This is a genomic window from Domibacillus indicus, from assembly GCF_000970685.1.
In the GTDB taxonomy this organism is placed as follows: domain Bacteria; phylum Bacillota; class Bacilli; order Bacillales; family Domibacillaceae; genus Domibacillus; species Domibacillus indicus.
Map to the genome: position 1 here is coordinate 18,380 of NZ_LAJB01000005.1, position 26,104 is coordinate 44,483.

Annotated in this window: 22 protein-coding genes and 1 pseudogene; 3 read left to right on the top strand and 20 right to left on the bottom strand. The window is 37.4% G+C overall.

Annotated features, from left to right (window positions below):
* Positions 1-7: 7 nt before the first annotated feature.
* Positions 8-783 (top strand): annotated as a pseudogene (locus VP98_RS18530) (transposase); the annotation flags it as partial.
* Positions 784-1,020: 237 nt separating this feature from the next.
* Here the strand turns inward: VP98_RS18530 and VP98_RS07875 are convergent.
* The 7 genes from VP98_RS07875 to VP98_RS07905 form a co-directional block, all read right to left on the bottom strand.
* On the bottom strand, positions 1,021-1,479 hold the full coding sequence (locus VP98_RS07875) for a RidA family protein (protein WP_052712184.1): 459 nt from the start codon (positions 1,477-1,479) through the stop codon (positions 1,021-1,023).
* 35 nt (positions 1,480-1,514) lie between these two features.
* Positions 1,515-2,414, bottom strand: coding sequence for an NAD-dependent epimerase/dehydratase family protein (locus VP98_RS07880; protein ID WP_046174846.1), 900 nt, complete (start codon positions 2,412-2,414; stop codon positions 1,515-1,517).
* Between the two features lie 34 nt (positions 2,415-2,448).
* A complete protein-coding gene (gene hydA, locus VP98_RS07885; protein ID WP_046174847.1) occupies positions 2,449-3,849 on the bottom strand; it encodes a dihydropyrimidinase in 1,401 nt (466 codons plus the stop codon).
* Positions 3,850-3,923: 74 nt separating this feature from the next.
* Complete coding sequence (locus tag VP98_RS07890) at positions 3,924-5,189, bottom strand: M20 family metallo-hydrolase (protein ID WP_046174848.1); 1,266 nt, start codon at positions 5,187-5,189, stop codon at positions 3,924-3,926.
* A 76-nt stretch (positions 5,190-5,265) separates the two neighbouring features.
* A complete protein-coding gene (locus VP98_RS07895) occupies positions 5,266-6,741 on the bottom strand; it encodes an NCS1 family nucleobase:cation symporter-1 (protein ID WP_046174849.1) in 1,476 nt (491 codons plus the stop codon).
* A 96-nt stretch (positions 6,742-6,837) separates the two neighbouring features.
* The gene (locus tag VP98_RS07900) at positions 6,838-7,596 is read right to left on the bottom strand and encodes an SDR family NAD(P)-dependent oxidoreductase (RefSeq protein WP_052712185.1); all 759 of its coding nucleotides are present in this window, start codon (positions 7,594-7,596) and stop codon (positions 6,838-6,840) included.
* 185 nt (positions 7,597-7,781) lie between these two features.
* Positions 7,782-8,453, bottom strand: coding sequence for a helix-turn-helix transcriptional regulator (locus VP98_RS07905; RefSeq protein ID WP_046174851.1), 672 nt, complete (start codon positions 8,451-8,453; stop codon positions 7,782-7,784).
* Positions 8,454-9,375: 922 nt separating this feature from the next.
* Between VP98_RS07905 and VP98_RS07910 the strand changes: the two genes are divergently transcribed.
* Entirely contained in the window at positions 9,376-9,882 is a 507-nt protein-coding gene (locus tag VP98_RS07910; RefSeq protein ID WP_046174852.1) for a MerR family transcriptional regulator, read from the top strand.
* Between the two features lie 517 nt (positions 9,883-10,399).
* Here VP98_RS07910 and VP98_RS07915 read toward each other — a convergent pair.
* The 6 genes from VP98_RS07915 to VP98_RS07940 form a co-directional block, all read right to left on the bottom strand.
* Positions 10,400-10,867 carry a hypothetical protein gene (locus VP98_RS07915; protein ID WP_046174853.1) on the bottom strand — a complete coding sequence of 156 codons (468 nt, stop codon included), beginning with the start codon at positions 10,865-10,867 and terminating at the stop codon, positions 10,400-10,402.
* A complete protein-coding gene (locus VP98_RS07920; RefSeq protein ID WP_046174854.1) occupies positions 10,864-11,097 on the bottom strand; it encodes a hypothetical protein in 234 nt (77 codons plus the stop codon). Before VP98_RS07920 ends, VP98_RS07915 begins: the two co-directional genes overlap by 4 nt.
* 711 nt (positions 11,098-11,808) lie before the next feature.
* Complete coding sequence (locus tag VP98_RS07925; protein ID WP_046174855.1) at positions 11,809-13,002, bottom strand: restriction endonuclease subunit S; 1,194 nt, start codon at positions 13,000-13,002, stop codon at positions 11,809-11,811.
* A gap of 4 nt (positions 13,003-13,006) precedes the next feature.
* Entirely contained in the window at positions 13,007-14,560 is a 1,554-nt protein-coding gene (locus tag VP98_RS07930) for a type I restriction-modification system subunit M (RefSeq protein WP_046174856.1), read from the bottom strand.
* Positions 14,547-15,152, bottom strand: coding sequence for a restriction endonuclease subunit S domain-containing protein (locus tag VP98_RS07935; protein WP_046174857.1), 606 nt, complete (start codon positions 15,150-15,152; stop codon positions 14,547-14,549). The genes VP98_RS07930 and VP98_RS07935 overlap by 14 nt, the downstream gene beginning before the upstream one ends.
* Before the next feature lie 133 nt (positions 15,153-15,285).
* Positions 15,286-18,033 carry a type I restriction endonuclease subunit R gene (locus VP98_RS07940; RefSeq protein ID WP_046174858.1) on the bottom strand — a complete coding sequence of 916 codons (2,748 nt, stop codon included), beginning with the start codon at positions 18,031-18,033 and terminating at the stop codon, positions 15,286-15,288.
* Between the two features lie 437 nt (positions 18,034-18,470).
* Between VP98_RS07940 and VP98_RS07945 the strand changes: the two genes are divergently transcribed.
* The gene (locus VP98_RS07945) at positions 18,471-18,689 is read left to right on the top strand and encodes a hypothetical protein (RefSeq protein ID WP_046174859.1); all 219 of its coding nucleotides are present in this window, start codon (positions 18,471-18,473) and stop codon (positions 18,687-18,689) included.
* A 290-nt stretch (positions 18,690-18,979) separates the two neighbouring features.
* Here the strand turns inward: VP98_RS07945 and VP98_RS07950 are convergent, their stop codons facing one another.
* From VP98_RS07950 to VP98_RS07980, 7 genes are all read right to left on the bottom strand, one after another.
* Positions 18,980-20,209: an extracellular solute-binding protein gene (locus VP98_RS07950; protein ID WP_046174860.1), complete on the bottom strand. Its 1,230-nt coding sequence runs from the start codon at positions 20,207-20,209 to the stop codon at positions 18,980-18,982.
* 15 nt (positions 20,210-20,224) lie between these two features.
* A complete protein-coding gene (locus tag VP98_RS07955) occupies positions 20,225-21,952 on the bottom strand; it encodes a methyl-accepting chemotaxis protein (RefSeq protein ID WP_046174861.1) in 1,728 nt (575 codons plus the stop codon).
* Between the two features lie 322 nt (positions 21,953-22,274).
* Positions 22,275-23,078: an aminoglycoside N(3)-acetyltransferase gene (locus VP98_RS07960; RefSeq protein ID WP_046174862.1), complete on the bottom strand. Its 804-nt coding sequence runs from the start codon at positions 23,076-23,078 to the stop codon at positions 22,275-22,277.
* A 71-nt stretch (positions 23,079-23,149) separates the two neighbouring features.
* On the bottom strand, positions 23,150-23,332 hold the full coding sequence (locus VP98_RS18535; RefSeq protein ID WP_082087891.1) for a topoisomerase C-terminal repeat-containing protein: 183 nt from the start codon (positions 23,330-23,332) through the stop codon (positions 23,150-23,152).
* A gap of 501 nt (positions 23,333-23,833) precedes the next feature.
* The gene (locus VP98_RS07970) at positions 23,834-24,097 is read right to left on the bottom strand and encodes an HPr family phosphocarrier protein (protein ID WP_046174864.1); all 264 of its coding nucleotides are present in this window, start codon (positions 24,095-24,097) and stop codon (positions 23,834-23,836) included.
* Between the two features lie 148 nt (positions 24,098-24,245).
* Complete coding sequence (locus tag VP98_RS07975; protein WP_046174865.1) at positions 24,246-25,292, bottom strand: Gfo/Idh/MocA family protein; 1,047 nt, start codon at positions 25,290-25,292, stop codon at positions 24,246-24,248.
* A gap of 27 nt (positions 25,293-25,319) precedes the next feature.
* Positions 25,320-26,051 carry a ThuA domain-containing protein gene (locus tag VP98_RS07980; protein ID WP_046174866.1) on the bottom strand — a complete coding sequence of 244 codons (732 nt, stop codon included), beginning with the start codon at positions 26,049-26,051 and terminating at the stop codon, positions 25,320-25,322.
* Positions 26,052-26,104 lie beyond the last annotated feature (53 nt).

Sequence of the window (26,104 nt, forward strand, 5' to 3'; positions counted from 1 at the left end):
AATCCTCATTGGTTTTAACTCAGGCAATTCCCGCAATGGTGCTTATTTCCGTATGCTGCACACTGAATATGGAGATCTCCAGCTGACGATCCCGCGTGACCGCAATGGAGAATTTAAACAACAGACCATTACGCCTTTACCAGCGCTCCAATGATACGCTCAAATCGTTTGACATCCACCTGTTTTAAAAAGGCGTCAAGATGACTGAAATTTCCGATTTAATTGAGAAGATGTATAATCATCACTACACGCCGCAGACGAAGTCCTTTTGTTTATTTCCGATGGCCTCAAAGGCATCACGGACAGTATCTTTCATGTCTATCCCCATGCTCAGTATCAGACATGCCTTGTCCATCTTGCCCGCACCATTGCCCATAAAGTCCGTGTTTCAGACCGGCCTGAAATCTGCAGGGACTTCAAAGCCGTTTATCGCGCTGCGAGTGTCGAAGAAGGGCAACAAGCACTGGAAACCTTCTGCACCAATGGCAGGTGGTTTATCCAAAAGTGACGAAGTCACTAGCTGAAAACCCACATATCTTTACGTTTTACAGCTTCCCAAAATCCATTTAGCGAAGCCTTTATTCAACAAACCTAATTGAATCGTTCAATAAACAGATCAAGAAATACACGAAGCGCAAAGAGCAGTTTCCAAACGAAGAAGCGCTGGAGCGCTTTCTCGTTTCACAGTTTGAGGACTACAACCAGCGTTTCGCTTTACGGTGCCATATTGGTTTCGACCAGGCGCGAGCAGAACTCGCGACCATGTTTAAAACCGCTGATTAAATGACAGTCTACAAGAAAGGGGATTCGTCATTTACACAAAATTATTGACGGCCCCTTTACTTCAAAAAATAACTCATGCTAGTGTTCTTTTTACTAGCATGAGTTATAATTTATTAGTTTTTAAAAATGTAAGGGACTTCATAACTTAGATTAACTTCTTCTTGTATCATAAATTTAATTTCTCTAAAGTAAAAGGATGGGTTATCTTGTTTGGCAATAAACTGAGATAAGTGAAGTCTAAATAAACTCAGCCACTGCTTCAATTTCAACAGGGCAACCACCCGGTAAAGAAGAAACGCCTAATGCTGCCCTTGCGTGCTTAGCATCTTGGCCAAAGATGTCATTTAGTAAATCCGAAGCTGCATTAATTACCAAGGGATGTTCAGTAAAGTCTTTTTCAGCTGCCACGTAACCATTAATTTTTACAATTCTCTTCACACGATTTAAGTCCCCTAATAAGCTTTTTAATGCAGCTAATAAATTTATTGTGCAGATTTTGGCTGCTTCCTGCGCTTCTAAAGTGCTAATTGTCGAGCCCACGGTTCCTATATACTTCATTTCACCATTTACCGTCGGTGTCTGACCTGAAAGATACACAGTATTTCCGCTTAGAGCCCCCATTCCAAAAGGTTTTCCTTTATCTGTAACTGTTGGTAGTTCAATATTCATTTCGGCTAATCTTTTTTCAATATCCATTTGTTCATTCCTCCTAGTAACATTTATATATGTCATTAAATCTCTTTTTTTAGAAAATGAATGTATTCCTTAATTCCATCTTCTAAAGAATAATTTATTTCGAATTGTAAATCATTTTTTGCTTTAGAGCAGTCAAAAGGACCAATCATATCATATCCAAGAGTGCCTGGACCTATTTGAATAGTTGAATTCGGGAATAGCTTTTCAACTATTTCAGTAATTTGTGCTAGGGTTACAGAGCGCCCACTGCCGATATTATAAACTCTCCCTTTTATGTCTTGTAATTCAATAACCTTTTCAATACACTGAATTAAATCTTTTATATAGATAAATTCAAGCTTTTGCTCCGATCCTTGTATATCATTTACATCTATGCCCTTAACTAATCTTTTAAGAATGGATTGTAGTGGGTCCGGCGTTGTACGACCTGGACCATATACAAAACAAATTCTTAGAGAAAGAATTTCAATTCCGTAAAGCTCGCTATACATTTCGGCAGCTTGTTCCCCGGTTAATTTCGAAATACCATAGATGGAAGTAGGTCTCAAAGGAGATTCTTCACTTGTAAAATCTAGTTGGTTTTCGCCATAAACAGCGCCAGAACTTAGATTGATTACGCGTTTAATATTGAATTTTTTAGCCGCTTCAAAGATATTTATCGTACCAGTTATATTAGCCTGTATAATATCCGAAATCTCCCCCATTTTTGGATGAGAAATACCTCCACAATGAACAATACAATCAATTTTGTATCTGTTAAGAATTGAAATTAATCTGTAGCTGTCACCTAAATCTCCTTCTTCAAAAACAAAGTGTGGAGAATCGTATTTGGGCTTGCTCCTATCATATCCAACAATGTCGTAGCCTTTGGCAGCTAGTGTCTCTATTAAATGGGATCCCACAAGCCCTGAGCAACCCGTAACTAAAATTCTCATTTAAATACACCTTTCATATCAAGTTTTGAATTAGTCAGTTTTTCACTAATTCAAACTTTGAATCTATTTTATTGAATGTTTTTCGGTGTAAATACTCTCCATGTCCTTTTTCGCCTTTGAAAATATTATTTTCCACAATAATTTTTCCTTTGGATAACACATGAGAAATTGATCCTTCTATTTTCGTTCCTTCATAAATGTTGTAGTCAGTGTTTTGCGCTTGAGTTTCAGCAGAGATGGTGCTTGATTTTTGCGGATCAAAAATAACAATATCAGCATCACTGCCTAGTGCTATTTCTCCTTTTTTAGGATATAATCCGAAAATTTTGGCCGGATTGGTACTTGTTTTTTGAACAAATTGCTGTAAAGTTATACGGTTGCCCTGAACCCCATAGTGATAAAGTAAGCTGAAGGAGCTTTCTATTCCAGGACATCCATTAGGAATTTTAGAAAAATCATTTCTGCCACGCGTCTTTCCGCCCTCAAATGGAATAGATGCATGATCAGAACCTATTGTAGAAATAATCCCTGTATATAATCCTTCCCATAACGCATTCTGATCAGATTTTTCACGTAATGGTGGGGAACAAACATATTTGGCCCCCTCAAAATTCGGTAACTCTAGATAGCTGCGATCCAAAACTAAATAGTGAGGACAAGTCTCGGCAAATGCATTAATACCATCCTCTAACGCTCGCTTCACCTCATTTAGTGCTTCTTCACATGTTACATGAACGATATAAACGGGTGCTTTTGCTACATTTGCTATTTTAAGAGCTCTGTTTGTCGCCTCGGCTTCTAGAGAAGCTGGACGTGTATCAGCATGAAATTTAGGTGCTGTATACCCGGCCTCTACTTTTTCCTTAATTAACTCATCTATTACATCGCCATTTTCAGCATGAATATTTGTCACTACACCTGATTCGCCGGCTTTTTTCATTAATTTGTATAACTCTAAATCATTTACCATTACTGTGTCTTTGTAAGCCATAAACAATTTAATTGAAGTTACCCCTTCTTTTGCAAGAAGAGGAATTTCTTTTAAAGTTTCATCGTCACATCTATTAATTATCGAGTGAATGCCATAATCAATATAGGAAGGCTTTGCTTTTTTCTTCCACTCTTGAAGTGTCTCTATAAAAGATTTTTCCTTAACGGGATCTGCATAATTAATAATACTTGTTATACCACCAAGTGCAGCTGCTTTGGTACCGGACTCAAACCCATCCACAGTCCCTGGAATATCTAAGTGTACATGGGCGTCAATTCCTCCAGGGAAAACGTATTTATCGGTGGCATCAATTATGAGGTCATCCTGTTTTTCAAGAAATGATTCTGATAATGATACAATAGTACCTTCTTCAATTAATACATCTGCCTTGAATTGCTCTGTAGAAGTTATTACAAATCCATTTTTGATAATCGTTCTTCCCATATTGTGACCTCCTAATTTAGAAAAAGGATTCCTCTTATATAAGTATTAATAGTCCCTATCTTATCGAGCTAGCCTTAGATTATACTTTGTCCAGTAGAATCAACCGGCATTTTTATAAGATAGTGAATTGCGACCTCCGATAAGAGTTTAGTCCCTAGAGTAATGTCATCAATTTTAGCTGATTCCTTCGGATTATGGCTTCCTCCCGTTGATCGAACAAAGATCATGCCCATATCAGCCAACTCGGCCATCAGCTGAGCATCATGTCCACCACCACTGACAATTTCCTGACATATAATTCCCGCTTCTTTTGCTTTGGATTTCATTAATTCCATCACTTTTTCATTACATGGGGCTGGATTTGCCTTTAACTTTAAATTGAAATCAACGTTAAGACCACGCTTCTCACTTATTTCAAGGGCTCTATTTCTTAGTTTTTCTAATATGGTTTCTCTTCTCTCAATATCTACATCTCGGACATCAACTGTTAAAATTACTTTTCCAGGAACAATATTTACTTGATTTGGATATACATTCATACTTGCCACAGTTCCTACCGCCGGAGATCCAAACTCTTCACAAATTTCCTCAGTCGCAATTGCAAATTCACTAGCACCAAGTAACGCATCATTGCGCATGCCCATAGGAGTCCCACCAACATGGTTTGGGGTGCCTTCAAAAGTAATTTCTGTTAATGATAACCCTGTAATTGCAGTAACAATTCCCACAGGAATTTCGGCTGCTTCTAAAATTGGACCTTGCTCAATATGCATCTCTAGATACAATCCAATTTCGTCCTTTTTTCTAATAACTTCGTTAAAGATCCCTTCAGGGTCTAAACCAAAATGGATTAATGCATCTCTGCGTGAAATACCCTTACTGTCTCTTACTTCCAAATCTTTTCTTGTGATTTTGCCTGTCATAGCTCGACTGCCAAAAATACCTCCTGATTGAAAGCGTGAACCCTCTTCTTCACAAAAAGCAATAACTTCAACGGGTGATTTAATCTCTATTCCTTCTTCTGTAATATGCTGCACAACCTCAATGCCACCAATTACTCCGATTGTGCCATCTAATTTCCCACCATTGCCAACTGAGTCTATGTGAGAGCCCATTACAATTGTCTTTGCCCCTGGTTCTTTCCCCTCTTTTCGGCCAATTAGATTTCCTGCCGAATCGCGTCTCACTTGCATTCCGGCTTCTTTCATCCAGCTTGACACTAGCTCCTGCGCTTCCCTGTCTTCTTTTGTAAGGGCAAGTCTGGTTACACCGCCATCTTCAGTGGCACCAATTTTAGCAAGAGTCTCTATTCTTTCATAAAGCCTATCTTTATTAATCATAGTAAAATCGCTCCTTTACTTCTAAAATATGCGGTTATTTTTCAGCATAAGAGGTGTCTAATTAGACACCCACTTTTTAAACAATTGTAGTTTTTTCTTGAGTTGTTTTCTGATCACTTGTATTTATCAAATTGCTCCGATTATTAGCCATTAGAATAAAATAAGATAAACCTCCAACTCCAACTCCTAAAAACCAGTTATAACTGTATAAAAAGCTCAAGCTTGGAACGATTAGTCCAAGAAAAGCAGCAAATACACCAATCCCAAATGCTGCAAATGCTTTTTTGTTGTAACCATCCTTATAAGAGTAGGCTCCATCTCTCACATAAAAACTTTTAACGTCATAGTTTTTGCGGCGAATGAAATAAAAATCCACTAGCATAATGCCTGTGACAGGTCCCATAGTTGAACCAATCGCTCCCATTACTGCTTCAATTGAATTTGTGTTATCATACCAGAGCCACGGTGCTGAAAGAGCACCAATAATAATAGCAATCATACATGATCTGCTGAAATTCAACTTTTGTGGATAAAGATTTGTCATATCAAAGCCAACTGAAATACCGTTTGTGGCAACGTTTACCGAAACAGTTGAAATGAGTATTGAAAAAGCCCCGACTAATACAATGACAGGATTGTCAAAATGAAGTAAAATATCTATAGGGTTTGTAATTGCTTCCCCAAAAGCAATTACAGTTCCGGAAGCAACTAGGATACTCATCATTGAAAAGATGAGAAACATAAGTGGCAGCCCGATGCCTTGGCCAATAATATGATCTTTTTGGCTTTTCGAAAATCTTGTTAAGTCTGATATATTAAGAATGAGGGTCGCAACTGTTCCTAATAAAGCAGACATTGACAAGAAGAAGGTTCCCCAAAACTCGGCGCCTGAAATTTGTGATGGCGCCGAAACCAAAGGACTAAACCCATCAGCAATATTCACTGCCCAAATGACAAGTCCGACTGCTAAAACCATAATTGAAGGACCAGCCCATAATTCAAAACGTCGTACCCGCTCTATACCGTGATTAATAACATATGCGTGTAAGAGCCAAGTGACAACAAATGAAATGAAACTATTTAGCCCCATTCCCAATACATTTATTTCCCCGAGAGATTCCCAAGCCGGAAAAGCTACACTTAAAACTGCATCGACTGCTTTACTCCCAATATACATATGAACGCCAAACCAGAATATAGCGAGCAAGGCACGCAAAAGAACGGGTACTTGCGCTCCCTTATCACCGAAAGCTGCTCTTATTAGGACAGGGAAAGGTACGCCATATTTGGCTCCCGCAACACTATTAAACATAATAGCTATGAAGGCAACTCCATAAGCTAAAGTGATTACACCAAGAGCTTGCCAAAAACTCATACCAATACGAATTAAGTTGGCTGCGACTTCCCATGCTACAAGGTTATGCACAATCCCCATCCACATAGCAGAATAACTCCACCAATTCCAATTCCTTTGATCCTTAGGCGTTGGAGCTAGATCCTCATTATATAGTCCAGGATCAAATGTAAATTTTTCTTTTGCTTTTTCCTCCATAAATTTCCCTCCCTTTTAAATTTTTCAAAATTACCCATTCTTATAAAAATCTTTAAAACCGTATCACCTCCTTTGAGGTAATCTCATTTTTATATTTTATTGCATTACATCCCCTAAATTAGGTCCAAGTGTCTGACCAGTATAAAGATTTCCTTCAGGATCAGAGGCTAAGAAGATTGCAGTTGGCACAACTTCTTCCACCCTTCCGAATTTTGGTATAACTAATTCTAATCGTTTTTTTGTTTTCCAATCCTCACTAACCTCGTCCATCATTTGAGTTTCGATTGGTCCGGGGGCAATACAGTTAGCTGTAATGCCGAACACACCGAGCTCCAATGCAATTGATTTAGTAAAACCAATTATTCCGGCTTTTGCAGCTGCATAATGACTATGTTCTTTCCCACCTTTTTGAGCAAGCTGTGAGGAAATATTGATAATTCTACCTCCGTTTTGCTTAATCATATATGGCACCACATACTTTGTAGTTAAAAAGACACTTCTAAGATTTACCTCAATCATACGATCCCACATTTCAGTTGGCATATTTTGAATGTGGCTCAACGTTGATATAGCTGCATTATTTAACAAGATATCAATTCGTCCAAATGCTGCAATAGCTGTTTCTACTAACTCCTTTACCGTTTCTTCTTTCGAAATATCACCATGCACTAGAATAACTTTCTTGCCAAACTGTTCTAATTCTTTACGAAACTTTTCCATTTCATTTTCGTCTTGGGAATAATAGTTTAAAACTAAATTTGCTCCCTCTCTTGCAAACCCTTCAGCAAATCCCCTTCCCATTCCGTGCCCATTACTGGCTCCTGTAATAATAGCCACTTTTTCACACAGTTTCATATAATTCCTCCTAAAATTCATGATTATATACAATTTCATGTATAACTAGATTTATTAATAGTGAGAGTGACAAAAATATCACATTAATCGATGTTAAAACTTTTTTATATAAAATAGGTGTTGTTAATTACGTGACCTTTATAAATAAGCTATTTTCCAACAATACCTATTACTATCTAAAACATTTATATAAGGTTTCCTTTTTCCTCTTTCTCCTTGCGCTTAGTACGTACTTCTTCAAGGTAGCTATACAGAGTGAATTTTGAGATATCAAATCTCTGACAAACTTTATCTCCAGACTTCTTAACTAGAAATGCTCCTTTAATATCGAGATAGTCAATTGCTTTAATTTTTTCTTCTTTTGACATAAGAGATATGGGCTTTCCAGCTTCTTTTTGGCATTCATTTATTAAGTAATCCAGAAGATCGTTCACATCGTTTACAAAAACTTCATTGACTTCCTGATCCAGGCTGTGCATGGTAATCGATTTAATGGTTTGTTCCGCGGCTAAAAAGTCTGAGATATCAAGATTAATGCATATAGAACCAATGGTCTTACCTTGACTGTTTTTCAAATAAATTGAGGTTGATCTTAAAATTTTCCCATCTCTCGTTTGAGTTACGTAGTTAAACTTATCACCTTGTTCTACAGTGCCTCTAAGAACTTCTAAACCGAGGTTACTTCCACAATCACCGACTTTCCTTCCAGTTACATGACCATTCATAATCGCTATAATTGTACTTTCGTAGTCTTGAGTTAAATCATGTAAAACCACTTCACATTTATCTCCAAATTGCCCCGTAATTCCTGACATGATAGAAAGCAGCAAAGGCAGCTCATCTTTAATGTTTTCCATGTTAATCAACCTTTCCATTTATGTAAATGTTAGCGCTTTCGATTCCTTTAGAAACAATCGAACAAGATTATTTCCGTCCTATCTGCAAAGTGACCTGTAATAACTACCACAGTAGAAATCAGTGAAGGCAATTCATCTTTAAATTTCTTCATATGTATCACCTTTATATGCCTCTTCTCAGACTAAATTCATTACTTTTTTTTAGGCAATATTAAAAATTTTTTTCTTGTTACCTAAAATATTATTATACAATGAAAAAATCGTCAATATTTTTTTGTATTTTCTGAAATTTATCTTGTTAGATTTTCTCACATTTACATAAGTACTCCTGCTTCAAAGTATTAGGTAGAATTATGTTTTTTTCAGAAAAATAAGATGTTTTTTCGGTTAAAATCTAATTATTTCTAGTAAACGTTTAATTCATTGGCATTTTTAAAAATCATTTTGATGCTAATAATTGGATAATACAGAAGAAGCATGAAACTTCTTTGAGACACTAAAACTTCATTTGTGCCTTAATTGTCAGAGCATGATAAACCGAGCATAAAAAATTCTTTATAGTTCTTTGATATAACTGGCTCTCCAATTGAGTTTTTCTTTATGGTTGCTTTTTTCATATCTATCTATTGCTCATCCTCTCTTTGAAAACATTCTAAATAACTCGTTGGAAGCTTCATAATCATCTCGAAACAACCTTTTCATTTTTAAAGGATATTAGGAAGGAACATCGAACTGTAAACATAAGTGAATAACCTGCTCTAAAACCTTAGCGAAGCGGTTCACACACCTTGGGAAAGGCATAACAACGGGTTGCTGTTCAGTCACATGCGTTGAAACCTACCTTGAAAGGGTGATTAAAATCGTAAATCAAACGCAGGATCTACATGATAAAAACCTAACGGAAAACCTTGAGGAAATCCGCATGACGGTGAAAGAAGCGGCTAATTATGTGAATGAAAGTCCTGGTGTAGTACGTAATTGGATGAGGGAATTAAAAGCACATATCCCGACTGTACAAGGAGATAATGGGTACCATTATTTTGATAAGCCAGCGCTGGAAAGGCTTCTGCTGATACGCAAATTAAATCGAGAGCAAAATTACTCCCTTAAGCAGATTGAATATTACTTTGTAACCGGTGAACCCGTAAAGCCTGAACCGATAAATGAGGATTCTTCGAGGTTGATTCGGAAGGACTTAGCCGTGATAATGGAACGTCTGGAACGTCAGGAGCAGTTTAATCAGGCATTGGTAACAAAGTTAGATGAACAGCAGCAGTTTAACCGGGAATTAGGGTCAAAACTAGATAAGCAAGAGCAATATATTAAGGATTCACTAAAAAAGCGGGATCAGCTTTTGCTCGAATCCCTTAAAAATACGCAAGAGGCCAAGAAGGCGGAGTTAAAGAAGAAATGGTATAAATGGTGGTAAACCTATGTCCAAACCTAATGGAAAGTCACCATTTTTTAATGCGGCTCTGGCTAAAATCTTCTGGCCAAAATCCAATTTTTAAAGCAGAAACTTCCCCGTCAAACCTAAGCGAAATGAATCACATATGTTGAACTCAATCTCTAGAGAGCTTTTATTCTCAAATAAAAAACTCAATTCACAAAATTGTGGCTCAGCTTATACACAAAGTTTTCATTTTAAAGAGGATGTCTAAAAGCTGAGCTACATAAAAGAAACTTCTTAACTTTCTAGTAATAAAATCCTCTATCTTCACCTCAGTTTTTTATAGAAGTTGCTTGTAAACTTATGTTGGTATATCTTTTATATGTTTATTATGTGAATTTAACAAATAGTGTTAATACAATAAATTGCCCTATTAACCGAAATCGTACTAGTTTCTATGAGCTGGGCGTTCATCAATACACTGGGCCAGATAGCCTCAGAAAAGTTGAATTTTATCATGCTCCGGCTATGATGCCTCTTAAGTTTGATTATTGTATCATGAATCTTCTAGAATGCCTAAGAGAGCATCTGCTTTATATAAATAGTCCTTGAATTCGGACAGGAACACTTTTTTCTTTAGTCTGCCAATTTTAAATGAAGATGAATGGTCCAGTAATTCGATGTAATGGGCCAGTTCGACAGCTACAAGGTGTGGATCAGTATATTTGATTCCCTCGTATACATCGTCATAATCCCCATCGATAGAACGGGATTTTTGAGAATTCCTGCTTCGCTTATCATTCCCTTCTAGAGAGGCCTGGCGTTTTATCTCTTTAAAAACAACGAGGATATGCTCCATAAAGAATTCATATGTTCCAAGTTGGGCAGCCGCTTCTGCTAGATACTTGATGTGAGGCTGATAAAGCACGTTCAGTCTGCTTACCAGAGTTTCGGTAGTTTGGTATTCGTAGTAAAAATAAAACCGCTCCTGCACAAATTGTTTTTTGCCGAGAGCATTTTTCACCCCCGTAAAACATCATCCAAAAAATGTTTTCTAAAATGGTCAGACAACTTGCGGCCAGCGGCGGATTTTTGAAAGAAAAGATGAATGTTTTCAATGTTTTTTTCAAAGAAACCGGCCTGGTAGTCAGAAAGGAACTGATTTACTTCTTGCCTGTGTTGCTGGTCAAATAGCTCTTCATCGATGTATTTTCGTGCAAGAGGGGAATTCCCATTAGCGTTTTGCTCCGGCATATGAAAACCTCCATGTACTATTTAGTATCCATAAATAACGAGGCTGCAAATGTATCATAACATTAAAAAAAGATTAATTTTCGCATTTTGGTTAATATTAACACTCGTTTAATAAAACTTGTAATTTATATTTGTGCCTTTAAAATAATGGCGTGCTTTGGGAAAGGTTGATTATAAATTAATGATGATTTAAGTACTTAACTGCATTCTTTTCCTCAATAATTTTAAGCCTGTGTTGGGGAACAGTTTCTTTTGCGATCATCTTTTTCAGCTTTCCATGCGTTCTTATGGATATAATTTGTTTTGATAATACTTTTGATAAAAGAAAAACAGGTTTTTAGTCTGTTTTCGTGTATTACTCTTTTCTTCTCTTAAACGGTCGTTTTTGATAAAGAAATTAATGGCGAAGAGAATTATTTTCTGTAATTTGTAAAATTCATACAGTATTTAAAAATGTTAAATCTTAGACGGTGAAAAATCTGATGTATAAATACTTAGACAAATTAAATGGGTTTTACTCCATCGGGTTACCTCTTTTTTCTATAAATATACGTTTTATATAGAACTACACATAGACGAGTAAATAGACGGAAACAAGCATTATAAGCCCCCTAAAACTTTAATTTTAGGGGGCTGGCTATTTTGTCTATAAAACGGTGGTTAAATAGATGCTTGTGTAAGACTTTGTATTACGAGATCTATTTAATTAGATTATATAAACATCTTCTGCATAAAGCTTTTTTTCTGTCCTTTTAATACTTTGAGCTTTGCTTCTTCCTTTTCAATTTTTAACTCAAGTTTTGATAAAAAATTAGAAATCTTTTTTTGCTCATCAATAGTGGGTAAATTAATTTTTATTGTACTCATTACACCATTCATTAATTTTGGATTCCCTACATATGAGACATGTTTCGGTGTTTCTCTATTAAGAGCTTCTGAAACTAACTTATTTGCCCAGCCTTTGGTATCTTCCTTTTCAACTAATAAGCCACATACATTTGTACATTTGAATTTACCTGAACGTTGAAAAACTTTCCCTGCGTTTGCTCCATCGGTAGTCCATGTTAAATAATTCCCTTCAAAGTCGTATGAATTTGTCCATCCAAGTATGCCATTATTGGAGGTTTGGGAGGAATATACAGGATATGGGCTTTCGTTAGAATATTGTGCAGCTAGTGTAGGCTTAGCTATAACAACACCTCTTGTTACATCAAATATATCTCCTATTTTGTACTCATTCCATTCAGGAAATAATTCACCGTTCTCGTCCCTAAACCGAATTTCCTGGCTAAAAATCTTCTGCACAAGCCCTTTTTTCTGTGCTTTCAGCAATTCAATTTTTTCCTGTTGTTTTTCGATGCGCTGATCAAGCAGGGTGAAAAAATCAGCAATTTGTTGTTGTTCTTCTAAAGTAGTAAGACTAATTTCTACAGAACTTAAGATTCCTTGACTAACATTAAATCTAGTACTTCCTCCGGCTTTTGATCCAATCTGATTTCTAATTTTAGGGGTTTCTAAATTTAACTTTAAAAAATAAGGATTATACTCAGCGATTTTTTTACCTCTAATTACAAAACCACCATAGAGTGCATAATCTGATGAATCAAGGTAAACGGAACTCTTTCCGACATCTTCTCTAGTTTCGGAACTTCTCAAAAATAAAATATCTCCATATTCAACTTTATTATTAGCCTCTACTTGTAAGCTCACTGAAACAGATCCGATAATTTTATCGTAGGTAATGAAATTATTATTAAGAATATCCAAAACATTTATAAACTTTCGCCCATGCCCATAACTATCTTTATCGGCATTAATTCCATTATTAAATGCAAGCAATTCACCTAAAGTTACTGAAGTCCACGAGTTCACATTTCCTTTGAGTCTTAATTTTGGTGCATTCATCCCTTTACACTCCTAGCTCTTCGAAATACTTTGCTAATTCCTCGTCGATGTCAGCAACCTCATCATCAATTTCTTTTAAACGTTTTGAAATAAAATCTAAGTCAATTGCTTCTTCTTCTTCAAATGTATCAACGTAACGAGGAATATTTAAGTTATATTCGTTTTCTCTAATCTCATCTAATGTTGCTGCGTAGGAGTATTTGTCAATCGTCTCACGATTAGCATAAGTTTCAATTATCTTTTGTACGTTTTCATCTGTTAAATTGTTTTGGTTTTTTCCTTTTTCAAACTCATTAGACGCATCAATAAAAATGACATTATCTCCGGCTTCTCTGCATTTTTTAAATACTAAAATACATGTTGGGATCGTCGTTCCAAAGAAAATATTCGCCGGTAATCCGATTACCGCATCTAAGTAATTCTTATCTTCAATTAAATATTTACGGATAACACCCTCTGCAGCTCCTCTAAAGAGGACACCGTGAGGAAGGACAACAGCCATCGTTCCGTTATCATCTAAATGGTGAATCATATGTTGAACAAAAGCAAAATCGGCTTTAGATTTTGGTGCAAGTTTTCCATATGCACTGAATCGCTCATCATCTAAAAATTTTGTATCGGCACTCCATTTAGCACTATAAGGAGGGTTGGCGACCACAGCTTCAAATTTCATTTCAGTATGATAAGGTTCCTCTAGTGTATTTGCATTTTGAATATCAAAATTTTGATACGATACATCATGAAGCAACATATTCATTCGTGCCAAGTTATACGTGGTAGAAGTAAGTTCCTGTCCATAAAATTTGCGGACATTCGTTTCTTTAGCTACCCGCAAAAGCAATGAACCTGATCCGCAAGTTGGATCGTACACGCTTTTCAAATCGGATTTTCCATGTGTAACGATTTTGGCTAAAATTCTCGATACTTGCTGTGGTGTATAGAATTCGCCTGCTTTTTTCCCTGCATTAGCCGCAAATTGAGAAATCAAATACTCGTAAGCATCTCCTAATACGTCAATATCTACGTCATCATGCAGGAAGGGAATGCTATTTACGCTTACCATAATTTTTGCGATCAGCTTAGAGCGAGATTTTACGTCGCGGCCTAATCGAGATGAAGCTAAGTCTAAATCATCAAATAAGTGTTGGAAATCTTCCTGGCTATCTGTTCCAAGTGTAGATTCCGTCACGGTATTAACTGCTTGTTGCAACGTTTCTGTGTCAAAATTGCCTTGTTCGCCTTTTTCAATTTCTTTCATCAGGTTGGAAAAAAGGTATTGTGGCTCAATTACATAGCCGATTTGCTCAAGCAGTTCTTCCGTTAATGCTTCTTTCATTTCATCATCTTCCCATGCTTCTGCATAAGAGACCTCATCTTCTTCTAAAAGCTTCGCTACACGATCTTCTGTTTTTTCGGATAGGTAACGATAGAAAATCAAACTCAAAATATAATTTTTAAACTCATAGGCTTCCATTTGTCCGCGGAGGTCATTTGCCATATCCCATAGTTTCTTATGTAAGTCAGCCTGCTGTTTCCGTTGCTTTTCACTTGTTGTCATGATTCATATCTCCAATCGCTTTGATAATCCTACAATTCATAAATTGTTCTTCCAAGAGGTTGCGTTCCATCTGTAAAGCTTGTTTCTTTTTAAGAGCTCTATACATTTTTCCAACCAGCTCTTGCTTGTTTGGAGGAGGCATCAATATGTCCAGTTCACGCAGCATTTGAATGGATAGGGTAGAAATGCTCGTTCCTTGCCGGGCAATCAGCAATTGCTTTCGGCAAGAAGGATGTTCGTTAAAATACCATTCAAAGTATAAAGGGGACATAGGCTCGTTCCATTCGATAACAACAAAGTTAGATGGAATGAGTAACCCCGTATGTTCTTTTCGAATGGCAGCCGCTTTCTGCGACAATAAATTGACCACGACCATTTTTTCGGAGGCCAGTTTTAATTTTGCGAACCGCTCTGATGCAACGTGGATGGTGGTGACTCGGTCATGGTCCCCTCTATAATCCAGACCCAGGCTTTTATTCAATTCTTTCGTGGTATAGAGCTTGACGATCTGAGCTGCTGTATCTTCTGGGCTTGTTTCTATACGGGATAAAAAGGCTCCGTGCGTGACGGTTGCTATTGTTTGTAGCTGCACTCACACTCCTCCTTTTTTTGATATTTTTTATAATATCTACAAAAACAATACGCTATCTCAATAACTTCGTCAAATGATATTTTTAAAAATATCAAAAGAAAAAGGATATCGAATGATATCCTTTTTCTTTTGATCAAGCAAATCGTTTGGTATGTTCCCGGATAAAATCGACAATTCGTTGAGAAAATCTTCTCTTTTTTAGAAGACCGCCTTTTATCGAATCGCTGATTTCAGATTGTTTAATGATATTGCTGTATTCATATTCTTGAATGAACGTCTTTAAGAAGTTGGTTTCAAGTGTTACTTCTTCGGCAAATGATTTGATTTCCTTTTCACGTTCTTCTTCTTCATATGCCTGGTACTTCTCCTCTACAGAATCCTCATTTGTTAGAGTAGGTACGACACGCTGAAGGAATCCTTTGATTAAATCTACTTTTAAGCGCAATTCCTCATTATCCGCACGCTCTAATTCTTCTTTGATGAACTTGGTTTTTCTCTTTACCTCTTCGGCATTTGTAAAATCAATGTCTTTAATGAGGTTCATGATATAACTGACATTAATGCGGTCGGTATGCATGAGTTCTAGTGCAAAATCGATATCTTGCAGAATAGATACTTTATCTACTTGTTTTTTTGTTTTTTCATATAACATGAGGTATTTACTTTTGTAATCCTCATACTCTTGCTGGGCAATATTCAGTTCCTCAGGATCAAACGTGAATTCAGTGAACGTTTGTAGCTTCACCAGCACTTTTGTTAACTCACGGAAGCGTTCAACGTATGCTTTTTGATCTTCTTCCCTCTGCAACTCATCTACTGCTGACGGGGTAGCTGCCATGTCGCGCAATTTCTTCAGATTAGCCAAAAACTCACTCAGGTACTCCTGGTAGCTCCTCATTAGAACATCATCTGTCGAATTAGTTTGAGAGAATAACCGGATCGCTTCATCCGTTTGCTTTTTTAACTGGCGATAGCAGACGACATTGCCATATGGTTTTGTTGCTTTTTCTACCCGGTTTGTACGACTATATGCTTGAATCAAATCATGGTACTTTAAGTTTTTATCGACATATAAGGTGTTTAGCGTTTTACTATCAAACCCCGTTAAAAACATGTTCACAACCAATAAAATATCAATTTGAGCTGACTTCACCCGTTTTGACACATCTGAAAAGTAACTTGGGAACGTATCGGTTGTATAATTGGTTTCAAATAAATGGTTATAGTCTTTCATCAAGCGTTCCAGACTATCTCTCGAATGCTCATCTCGCCCTTCACTTTCTTCATTCGCTCCGTACGTGAAAATGCCGGCAATTTTAAATGAATGATCATACGTTTTTAATAGATCATAATATTTGATCAGCATGGGGATGCTTTGGACTGTAAAGATGGCTGTATACCCTTTGCTGCGTGCTTTGCGTTCATGGTTATTCAAGATATTCTCCGCGACTAGCTTCATTCGATCTTCATGGAACCATACTTCGTCAGTATTAATAGCTTCCACTCGTGTCTGATCTTCTTCATCTACATTTTCTTTAAAGGTTCGGTGGTACTCTACTGAAAAACCAAGAACGTTCCCATCATGGATGGCGTCTTTAATTAAGTAGGTATGTAAACACTTTTCAAAAAGGTCTGCCGTCACACGCCCATCCTGGCTTTTGTTTTCTTCAAAGCGGGGAGTTCCTGTAAATCCAAAGTACTGAGCATTTTTAAAATGACGGGAAATCGCCTTGTGCATGTCTCCAAACTGGCTTCGATGGCATTCATCAATGATGAAAATTACACGCTCATCTTGATAGGACTCCATAATGGCACCATACCGCGGATTTTTTACGGCATTCGCCATTTTCTGAATGGTGGTCAGGATAAGAGGCTTCGTCATATCCTGGATTTGCTCGACCAGTTTATTCGTATTATCTGTTGTATCAACCGATCCTTTTTCAAACTTATCAAATTCTGCAATGGTCTGGCTGTCTAAATCCTTTCGGTCCACTAGAAAGAATACTTTCTTAATGTGTGGCTCATTAGACAGGATTTGGCTCGCTTTGAAAGAGGTTAATGTTTTCCCAGATCCAGTAGTATGCCAAATGTATCCGTTATTTTTCGTTTCTAAAGCTCGTTTCACAAGAGCTTCCACAGCATATACTTGATAAGGCCGCATGACCATTAAGGATTTATCGCTTTCATTCATGACCATATAACGTGAAATCATTTTGGCCAGGTGACATTTTTCTAAAAATGAATCCGTAAAGTCATTTAAGTTGGTAATCCGCTTATTCTTTTCGTCCGACCAAAAGAATGTGTATCCGAAAAGAATATTGCCATCACTGTTTGCGAAATACTTGGTGTCTACGCCATTGCTGGCCACAAAAATCTGTAAATAGCGATACAGGCCTTTGTAAGAGTGTTTTCGATACCGCTGAATTTGGTTAAATGCTTCCTTAAAATCAAGCCCACGCCGCTTTAGTTCAATTTGAACAACAGGCAAGCCATTAATGAGGATCGTAACATCATACCGATTCAAGTAGGTTCCTTCTACTGTTGTTTGTGTTGTGACTTGAAATAGATTTTGACACCATTCCCGCGTATTAAATAGTTCTAAATAAACCTCTGAATCATCATCCCTCTGCAAGATGACTTTATCGCGTAAAATCTTAGCCGATTCAAAAATACTCTTTTTATCAATGCGCGTCATTAAGCGAGTGAATTCCGAGTCGGATAAAGGATTGCCGCCGAGTTTCTTTTCGTTGAATTTATTCAGCTGCTGCCTAAAGTTTTCTACAAGTGCGTCATAATCAGGCAATACGACAGGCTCATATCCTTTATTAATCAATTGTTCATACATATTTTTCTCAAGCTGAGCCTCGCGTTGATAAGACATGATAATTCCTCCAGCCGTTCTAACAATATTGTTACTATTTTACCATATTTATAAATTTTATGTAGTTGCAACTTCTGGGATAAAGTCGTGCCCTTGTTAAAGGAGTCGCCTAAGATAAAAGCAAATGAGTTAATGAACATAGAATAGCGAACAGAGTTTTATAACAAAAAAGATAATGAAAAAACGTCCTTTTGAGAACCGGTCAACCGTGTTCGGAAAAGGACGAGTTTTTGTACATAATCGATCGTTTTTTTAAAATAAGAAATGTAATAGACGTAACCTTTATTTAATTATAATATTTAGAATAATTTCAATTTAATTAGTATATTCAATCTCTATTGGAATGAACATTTAATCTGTTGTGCCTATCATTTTTTTCCATTAATTACAAAAGTGATTAAATTCCTGATATACTGGTTTATACGAGGAGGGATCTTATGAAGTTATATTGGCCTTTTGGTTTATCATTATTTGTGATTTGGATCATCATCTCTCATTTTTATCCTGAGCCAAGTTGGTGGTCTATTTTTACATCGAATCGCTCAACCCATACTCCTCTCATGGAGCAAATTTCTTTGAACAAAGTAGCCTTTGTATTACTTATTTTTTTAGGATTGGCCTATTTGTCAAATCGCATAACAACAAAAAGCAATTAAAAAAGTCAGTAAGCTGCGATTAATGCTGCTTACCTTTATGGACGAACCCGTAAAGGACTACGTATATTGATTTAGTTGAAAATGTTCACATATCCCGCCTGTTTGCTTCGCTTCATCAGGGTTAGAACAAGGAAGCCGCTTGCGCTGACCTCCCAGTAAATAATAATTAGAATTGTTTACCACTAAATAAGAGCTCTCTTGTCAAAGTTAAGAATGACCTACAAGTAGCATAGAACAACCACCATTTCCTTAAGGATAAAAATAGTTATTTCAAAAACAATCATTTAAAATTAATTGATTAAATAATCCCAGGATTCTGAAACATTTTTTAATCCTTCTTTAACCGATATCTCTTTTGATAGAATTTGGGAAAGGTTAGTTGTGAAGTCACCAAACAGAAGTGAACCTTCGGGAATAATGGGACGAGATGTTGCTACTTCTAACTGCGACTTAAAGCCTTGAAAAACTTCATTGTTAAGCAAGTCTTCATCCTCATAAGCGCTTTGTCTTGTTGGCAAATTACCCAAGTTTTCTGCAAAATACACCTGGTTTTCTTTGCTGTTTAGAAAATCAATAAACTGGTAAGCTTCATCCGGTGCTTCTGTATATTTTGAAATAACTAAGTTGTGGCCTCCAACTGGAGAACCTTGTCCGCCCGGGCCTGAAGGGACAGGGGCAACACCCAGATTGCCCGAGTCTTTAAATTCCTCGCTGCTTAAAATGTCCGAAGTGGCCCAGGGACCATTAATGATCATAGCTACTTTGCCAGCCTTAAAATCATTCATCATCACTTCATTCCAGTTATCAAAGGTAGGATAAGGCTGTGAAACCTTCTGATTTATTAACTGCATCATAAAATTGATCCCGTTTATTGATCCCTCGTTGTCAATTTGAATTTCGTTATTGTCTGATATCATTCCGCCTCCAAAAGCCCAAACATATGGAAGAGCATAATAAGAATCGGGGGAAATAAAGATCCCATATTGATTTTTATTTGTAATCTTTTTAGCAACGGTCAGTAATTCGTTCATGCTTTTAGGCGGACTGTCGTAGCCGGCTTCTTTCAGGATCCTTTTGTTATACAATAAAGCGGGTGAGTCCGTGACCATGGGAATTCCATAAATATGCCCTTGGTACTCGTTATATCTGAAAGCAGATTGAAAGTAGTCTTTTTTATCCTCTTGAGAAACTTTATGATCTAAAGGCAATAAAACGCCTAAATCGGCAAGTTCGGTTGTCCACCCTATATCACTTCTTAAAATATCAGGAGCTTCGTTCAATAAAGTGGCTGTTTTAAATTGATTGCCCGCTTTGGCAAATTCGACTTCCTTCACCTTTATTTTTACGGACGGGTATTTCTCTTCAAATTTTTTAACTACTTCTAAAACCGCAGCGGTTTCATTCTCTGTTGTGGTCGTCCAAAAATCCAATGTTACTTTTTGGTTTTCATCATTTGCTGATGAGCACCCCACTAGCAGCAAGGAAGTTAATGCAGTAATTAGAGACGCTTTCCAAAACACTTTGTGTCCTCCTTCCTAATACGTAAACTTTCCAATTAGGTTTTTTAATTCTTCTGCTTGGATGGCAAGAGCAACGGTAGAAGAAGCAACTTCTTCCATTGAGGCCATCTGCTCTTCTGTTGCTGCGGAAACATTTTCAATTCCCGAAGCATTTTCATTAGAAATGGATGAAACAGCGGTCATCTGTTCATTGGCTATTCTTGCATCCTCACTTACTTTAACAGTGATATTGCGAATAACCTCATTTTCCTCTGTTATATCTTTAATCAATGATTCAAGCCGGTAAAAGGACTCATTCGCAATTTCAATAAGCTGTAAACCTTTTTCAACTTCCCCTTTTCCTGTTTCCATTTCTGTAACGGTATTGGCCGTTTCCTGCTGAATGGTAGCCACAAGATTTTTTATTTCATCAGCGGAGGCTCTTGACTTCTCCGCGAGTGTCCGGACTTCAGCCGCAACCACAGCAAATCCTTTTCCATGTTCACCAGCTCTTGCTGCCTCAATCGAAGCGTTCAAAGCCAGCAAGTTGGTTTGCTCTGCTATATCCGTAATAACGGAAATGATTTCACCTATTCGGATTGAATGATGATCCAATTCCTGTATCACCCGGCTCATTCTGTTTGTACTGGTTTCAATTTTTTTCACTTGATTGGTGGCATTGTTCAAATCTACTTTTCCTTTCACCGAAGTCTCATTGCTTATCTGTATGGACTTAGTCATATCGTCAGTGCGCGTCATAATATTTGACATGCCCGCAGACACATTTTCAATAATTCCTTGATTTTTCACAATGTCTTCCACTTGCCGTCCCGTTCCTGAAGCGATTTCCTGCATAACGGAGGAAATATGCTCAGTTGCAGAACTTGTCTGCTCCGCACTGGCTTGTAACTGCGAGGCAGAAGCGGCCACCTGGCTGGAAACGGAATCCGCTCCTCCAATTAATTCTTTAAGAGACATAACCATGGTATTGAACGAAGAAGCTAGTAAACTCAATTCATCCTGGTTCTTTATCTCAATGGGATCCACTACTAAATTGCCATTGGCTATCTCTAAAGCATGGTCCTGAATGGTTTTTATTCTTCTCGTTATCCGATTGGAAAAAACGTTGGAGATGGTCAGAGCAACTATAATGACGAAAATGGGAACTATAATGTTTATGTATTTAATCATAGACAGATAGTTAGAGATGGCCTTCTCTTTTTCACCAATTAATTCTTCCTGACCAAAACTATAAGACAGCAGAGAGAAAGCGACTGGATCAAATGATTTTTTAGTAAAGGATTGCTGGGCTTTAACTGTGTCACCCGCATCATACAGAACGGACAGCCTTTCTACGTTCGCCGTAAAAGCATTCCATTCATCCGTAAATTGTTTAATCTGCTTTAATTCACTTTTGTCAGTAGTTACTGTTTTCAAGGTTTTGATTTGGTTTTCTACCATTTCTGCATCAGACAAATATCTTTCTTTAAAATTGGACTGCAGGTTTTCAGGCGCTAGCAAATACTGTGCTGCATCTCCGTTTGCACTCTTAGCAAACATATTCACATTTTCGATTATCTTCATTTTTTTGTTGGCCGAGACAATATCATCTGTCAGCTCGCTAATTCGATTGTTCATTATGATAGAAATAGCTAAAGCCGCGGCAAATAAAATAATAACCGATATAAAAGTAAGGATTAATTTTGTTTTTATGCCAAATTTAGATACCTTCCCATTTTTTTCAACACGCAGCGGCAACCCCATTCTTTGTTCCTCCATTTTTAACATTAAATCCCTATTTGAAGATATAATGATTTAAGTATATAGTTCTGTTAATGTTATCGTCAAAAAAACAAAATAGTTTAATAATAACTGACTTTCCGCATGTAAACTTCTTACGATAAGCATAGTATTTTCATTTTGAGGGTATGATTTTAACTTCGCTTGATGGGTATGTGACGCTACCTCATATTCAATTTTTTCAGGTTCTTCAACGGTCAGTCTGACTTCTGCAATTAGTTCATATGAATCTGCAAGCTCTTCTAGAGTTGGATAAATTAACTTTACTTTGCTAACGTTAAAGTTCCTACACCCTGTTTTTTTCCATCCATACAGTTGCCCAGTCTACCAGCGACCGTTGCGCAAGAAATCGGACTTCGGCGTTTCCGATTTTATGAATCTTGATATTCATTTCTTTATCATATTCGTCCCCCAAGCGGACAAAATCTCCATCGTCCACAGCCTGGGTTTCGTAAGTCACCCACATGCGCGTTCCTTTCTTCATAATTGCACTACTTTCATGGACAACCTTCTTGCCAGGAAATTTGGCTATGGTTTCAGCCAGGTGCAGCGACGTATTCTTATCATAGCCGACGCCTATTAAGAGTACATAACCATTCAGATGATACAATTTATCCAACGGGGAGCCCTTTCCGAAGATGTTGCATAAATCATGGTTTTGCGTTAGATATTCCGCATGCTTGCCTACTGCGGTAATTGATCGTACTGGGTGATCCGACCTTTTTGACCCTGGCCACGTGCGGAACATTTCAGCCACGACACCCATACCAATCGCAGGGGTTATTTCTTTATCGTAGGCTGGCCAGTGTTCTCGAATTATCGGCCACCATGCCGTAGGCTCTTCCCAGTGGACTCCCGTTGAAGGATCAAGATTCTTCCACGTCTGGGACGGCATCATCAAGGTCCCTTCTGCACCGACAATTTCAAGAAGGGACCGGATTAAGATTTCGGGTCCGCCTACAACAAAACCCAACTTGCTTAAAGAAGTATGTACGAATATGTGTTGACCTTCTCTTAATCCGCAGTTTTTAAATGCATGGATTAGATCTTCTTTGGTTAAGATGGCTCTTGTTTCTTTTTGTTCAGTCATGTTGTACCTCCGTCTTTAATTAAATTTAGCTACAAGTATCTTCTTATTGTTTTTGGGGGTAATTTGCTTTTTTAGCTTGATGGGCATGTGACGCTACCCCTTATTGCTAAGGCAAAGCCGATTTTCTTATCTTCAATTTTAAACTTAGCTTCAAACGGTTTCTTGGATTTAGATTTAAAGCCTTTTATTACGGATGTTATCCCTTTTTCTAGTAAGTCTTTAATATTTTTCTCTGTTAACTTCTTGGAAGCAATGTTTTTTTACAGAAAACCTACAGCTTTTCAAATCATGTTGACTAAATTACATAACAAAAAGGAGAGCGCAGAAAGTAGTCAGTCAACGAAAGTGACACTTAAAGCAGCTCTCCTACGAGATAATAAAACTCTTTATACATTGGGTAGGCATCACAAGAAGAAACTTTATACCTCGTCATTCATGCAAATTTTTTATATTAATTTGAGGTTCTTTATTACTCACCTCCTCTTTTTGCTTCGCTTAAAGTATCTGGAAGAGTTAAGTCTTTTGTTTTTATCTGATTTAAGGGACATCTATTGTTCATCCTAAACTTTATATAACAAAAGATAAGAATGAGTAGGTTATTGAACATAGAATAATGAACAGATGTAACCGCGCGACAGAAAGGAAAAGTTTACAATGAGTTTTGGAACATATGTTACTTAAATACTCAAAGGAATGTATCTATTCCTAATGTGCACTAAGACACTCTTTTTAAAAGAAGTGCCTACAATTTGTATTTATTCATCAAATTCATTGATAAGAATACCACTGAGTACAGTAACGGCTTTTTCTTCATCAATACCATCTGCGATTAAGGTAACACTATCCCCTCGGCAAATCATTAAGACCATAATTCCTATAATACTTTTTGCAGCCATCTTTTTTTCATTTTTCATTAGAAAAATATTACTGCTGAATGAAGAAGCTTTTTGGACAAATTGAACTGCCATTCTTGATTCAAGTCCTGGTATTAACCCAACGATGAGTTGTTTTTGTATCATAGTTTTCCTCTCTTGTTTAAACTGAAGACGGTTTCTGTATAGGGTTTACTTTTTAACGAAATAGTTTTTTAATCACTATTATGTCTCTTACTGTGAAAATAAAGTGAAGATATGCTCTTACAGCTGTATCTTCACTTTTACGTTTTACTTAATGAACTGCTACATCCTTTCTCGTACATACAATTTGTTTTGTCTCATGTGATTGCAATGCTGCTAAGATCACTTCTAATGATTTCATTCCTTCTTCACCCGTAACCAGAGGGTCCTGATCATAAAGAATTGAATTCACAAACTGTTCCACAACATACGAGTTATGTTGAGCTCCTTCTGCATTAGATTGAATTTGACCAAGCTCATATTTAAGCGTTTCTCCATTTGTATATTGCACTACCAATGAATGGGCTGGATCATCTTCTAAACGAAGAATCGCTTTTTCTCCGTAAATAATCGTCGCGTTATCTTCTCCTCTGTTATAAGCCCAGCTTGCCGCAAGTGTACCGATAATGCCACCCTCTGTTTTTAAAATACAGACAGCATTATCATCTACATCCGCAAAGTCCTTGGCGCTTGTTTCTACAAATGCAGCCACTTCTATAATTTCTTCTCCTAAGAGATAACGCATTAAATCTGTTTTGTGAACGCCTAGATCTCCCATGGCCCCGATAAATGCTTGTTCCTTTTTAAAGAACCATGCTTCTTTTCCATCTACACTCCAACCTTCCGGCCCGCCATGACCAAACGCCGTGCGGAAGCTGTAAATCTTCCCAATTTCTCCACTTTCAATGATTTGTTTTGCTTTTTGGTGAGAGGGAACAAACCGCTGGTTGTGTGCAATCATTAATTTTTTGCCGCTTTGTTTAGCTGCTTCAATCATGGCCTCTGCTTCTTCTGCTGAAGTAGCCATCGGCTTTTCGCATAAAACGTGGACTCTTGCGTTTAAGGCTGCAATCGAGATTGGTGCATGAAGATAGTTTGGTGTACATACACTGACCATTTCTACTTCGCCGCTTTGTAGGAGCTCCTTGTAGTCAGTGTATGCTTTTACTCCATATTTTTGGGCTATTTTTGTTGCGCGCTCTTCATTAATATCGCAAACCGCTACTAACTCTACATTTTTATTCATTTTATATTCTGGCAAGTGACGATACTGAGCAATACTCCCGCACCCAATTACCCCGACTTTTAATTTCCCCATTGTTTCTTCCTCCTTCATATATTCTGCTTATTGGTTTACCTTTTCTACAATGTTCTCTAATGGCTGTGCATTTCCGTAAACTGGACGGCTACGCTGGACAGGCTCGGCCCATTTCACTGCATTTACAATGACACGTTGAATATCTTTGTTATGATAGGTTGGATACGTTTCATGTCCTGGTCTAAAGTAAAAGATCTTGCCGTTTCCACGTGTATATGTGCAGCCGCTCCGGAACACTTCCCCGCCTTCAAACCAGCTTGTGAAAATAAGCTCTTCCGGCGCTGGAATGTCAAAATGCTCGCCATACATTTCTTCTTTTTCCAGTTCAATGTATTCCCCGATGCCTTCCGTAATCGGATGATTCGGCGCCACAACCCACAGACGTTCTTTTTCATCCGCTTCACGCCACTTTAAATCACAGCTTGTCCCCATCAGTGTCTTGAAGACCTTGGAGAAATGAGCGGAATGAAGAACAATCAGTCCCATGCCATCTAGAACGCGCTGTTGTACTTTCGCTACGATTTCATCGCTTACTTCCCCGTGTGCAAGATGGCCCCACCAAAGAAGTACATCCGTATCGCTTAACACCTCATCTGTTAATCCATGCTCAGGCTCGTCTAAAACCGCTGTTTTTGCATCAAATCCTGCTTTTGTTAAAAATTGTGCAATAGCGCCGTGAATCCCGTCCGGGTAAACCTCACGGACCGCCGGATTTTTCTTTTCATGCCGGTTTTCATTCCATACTGTTACCTTAATCATGTTTTTTCCTCCATTTTTTAAATGTACAAAAGTAATAATATATAATTCTAATT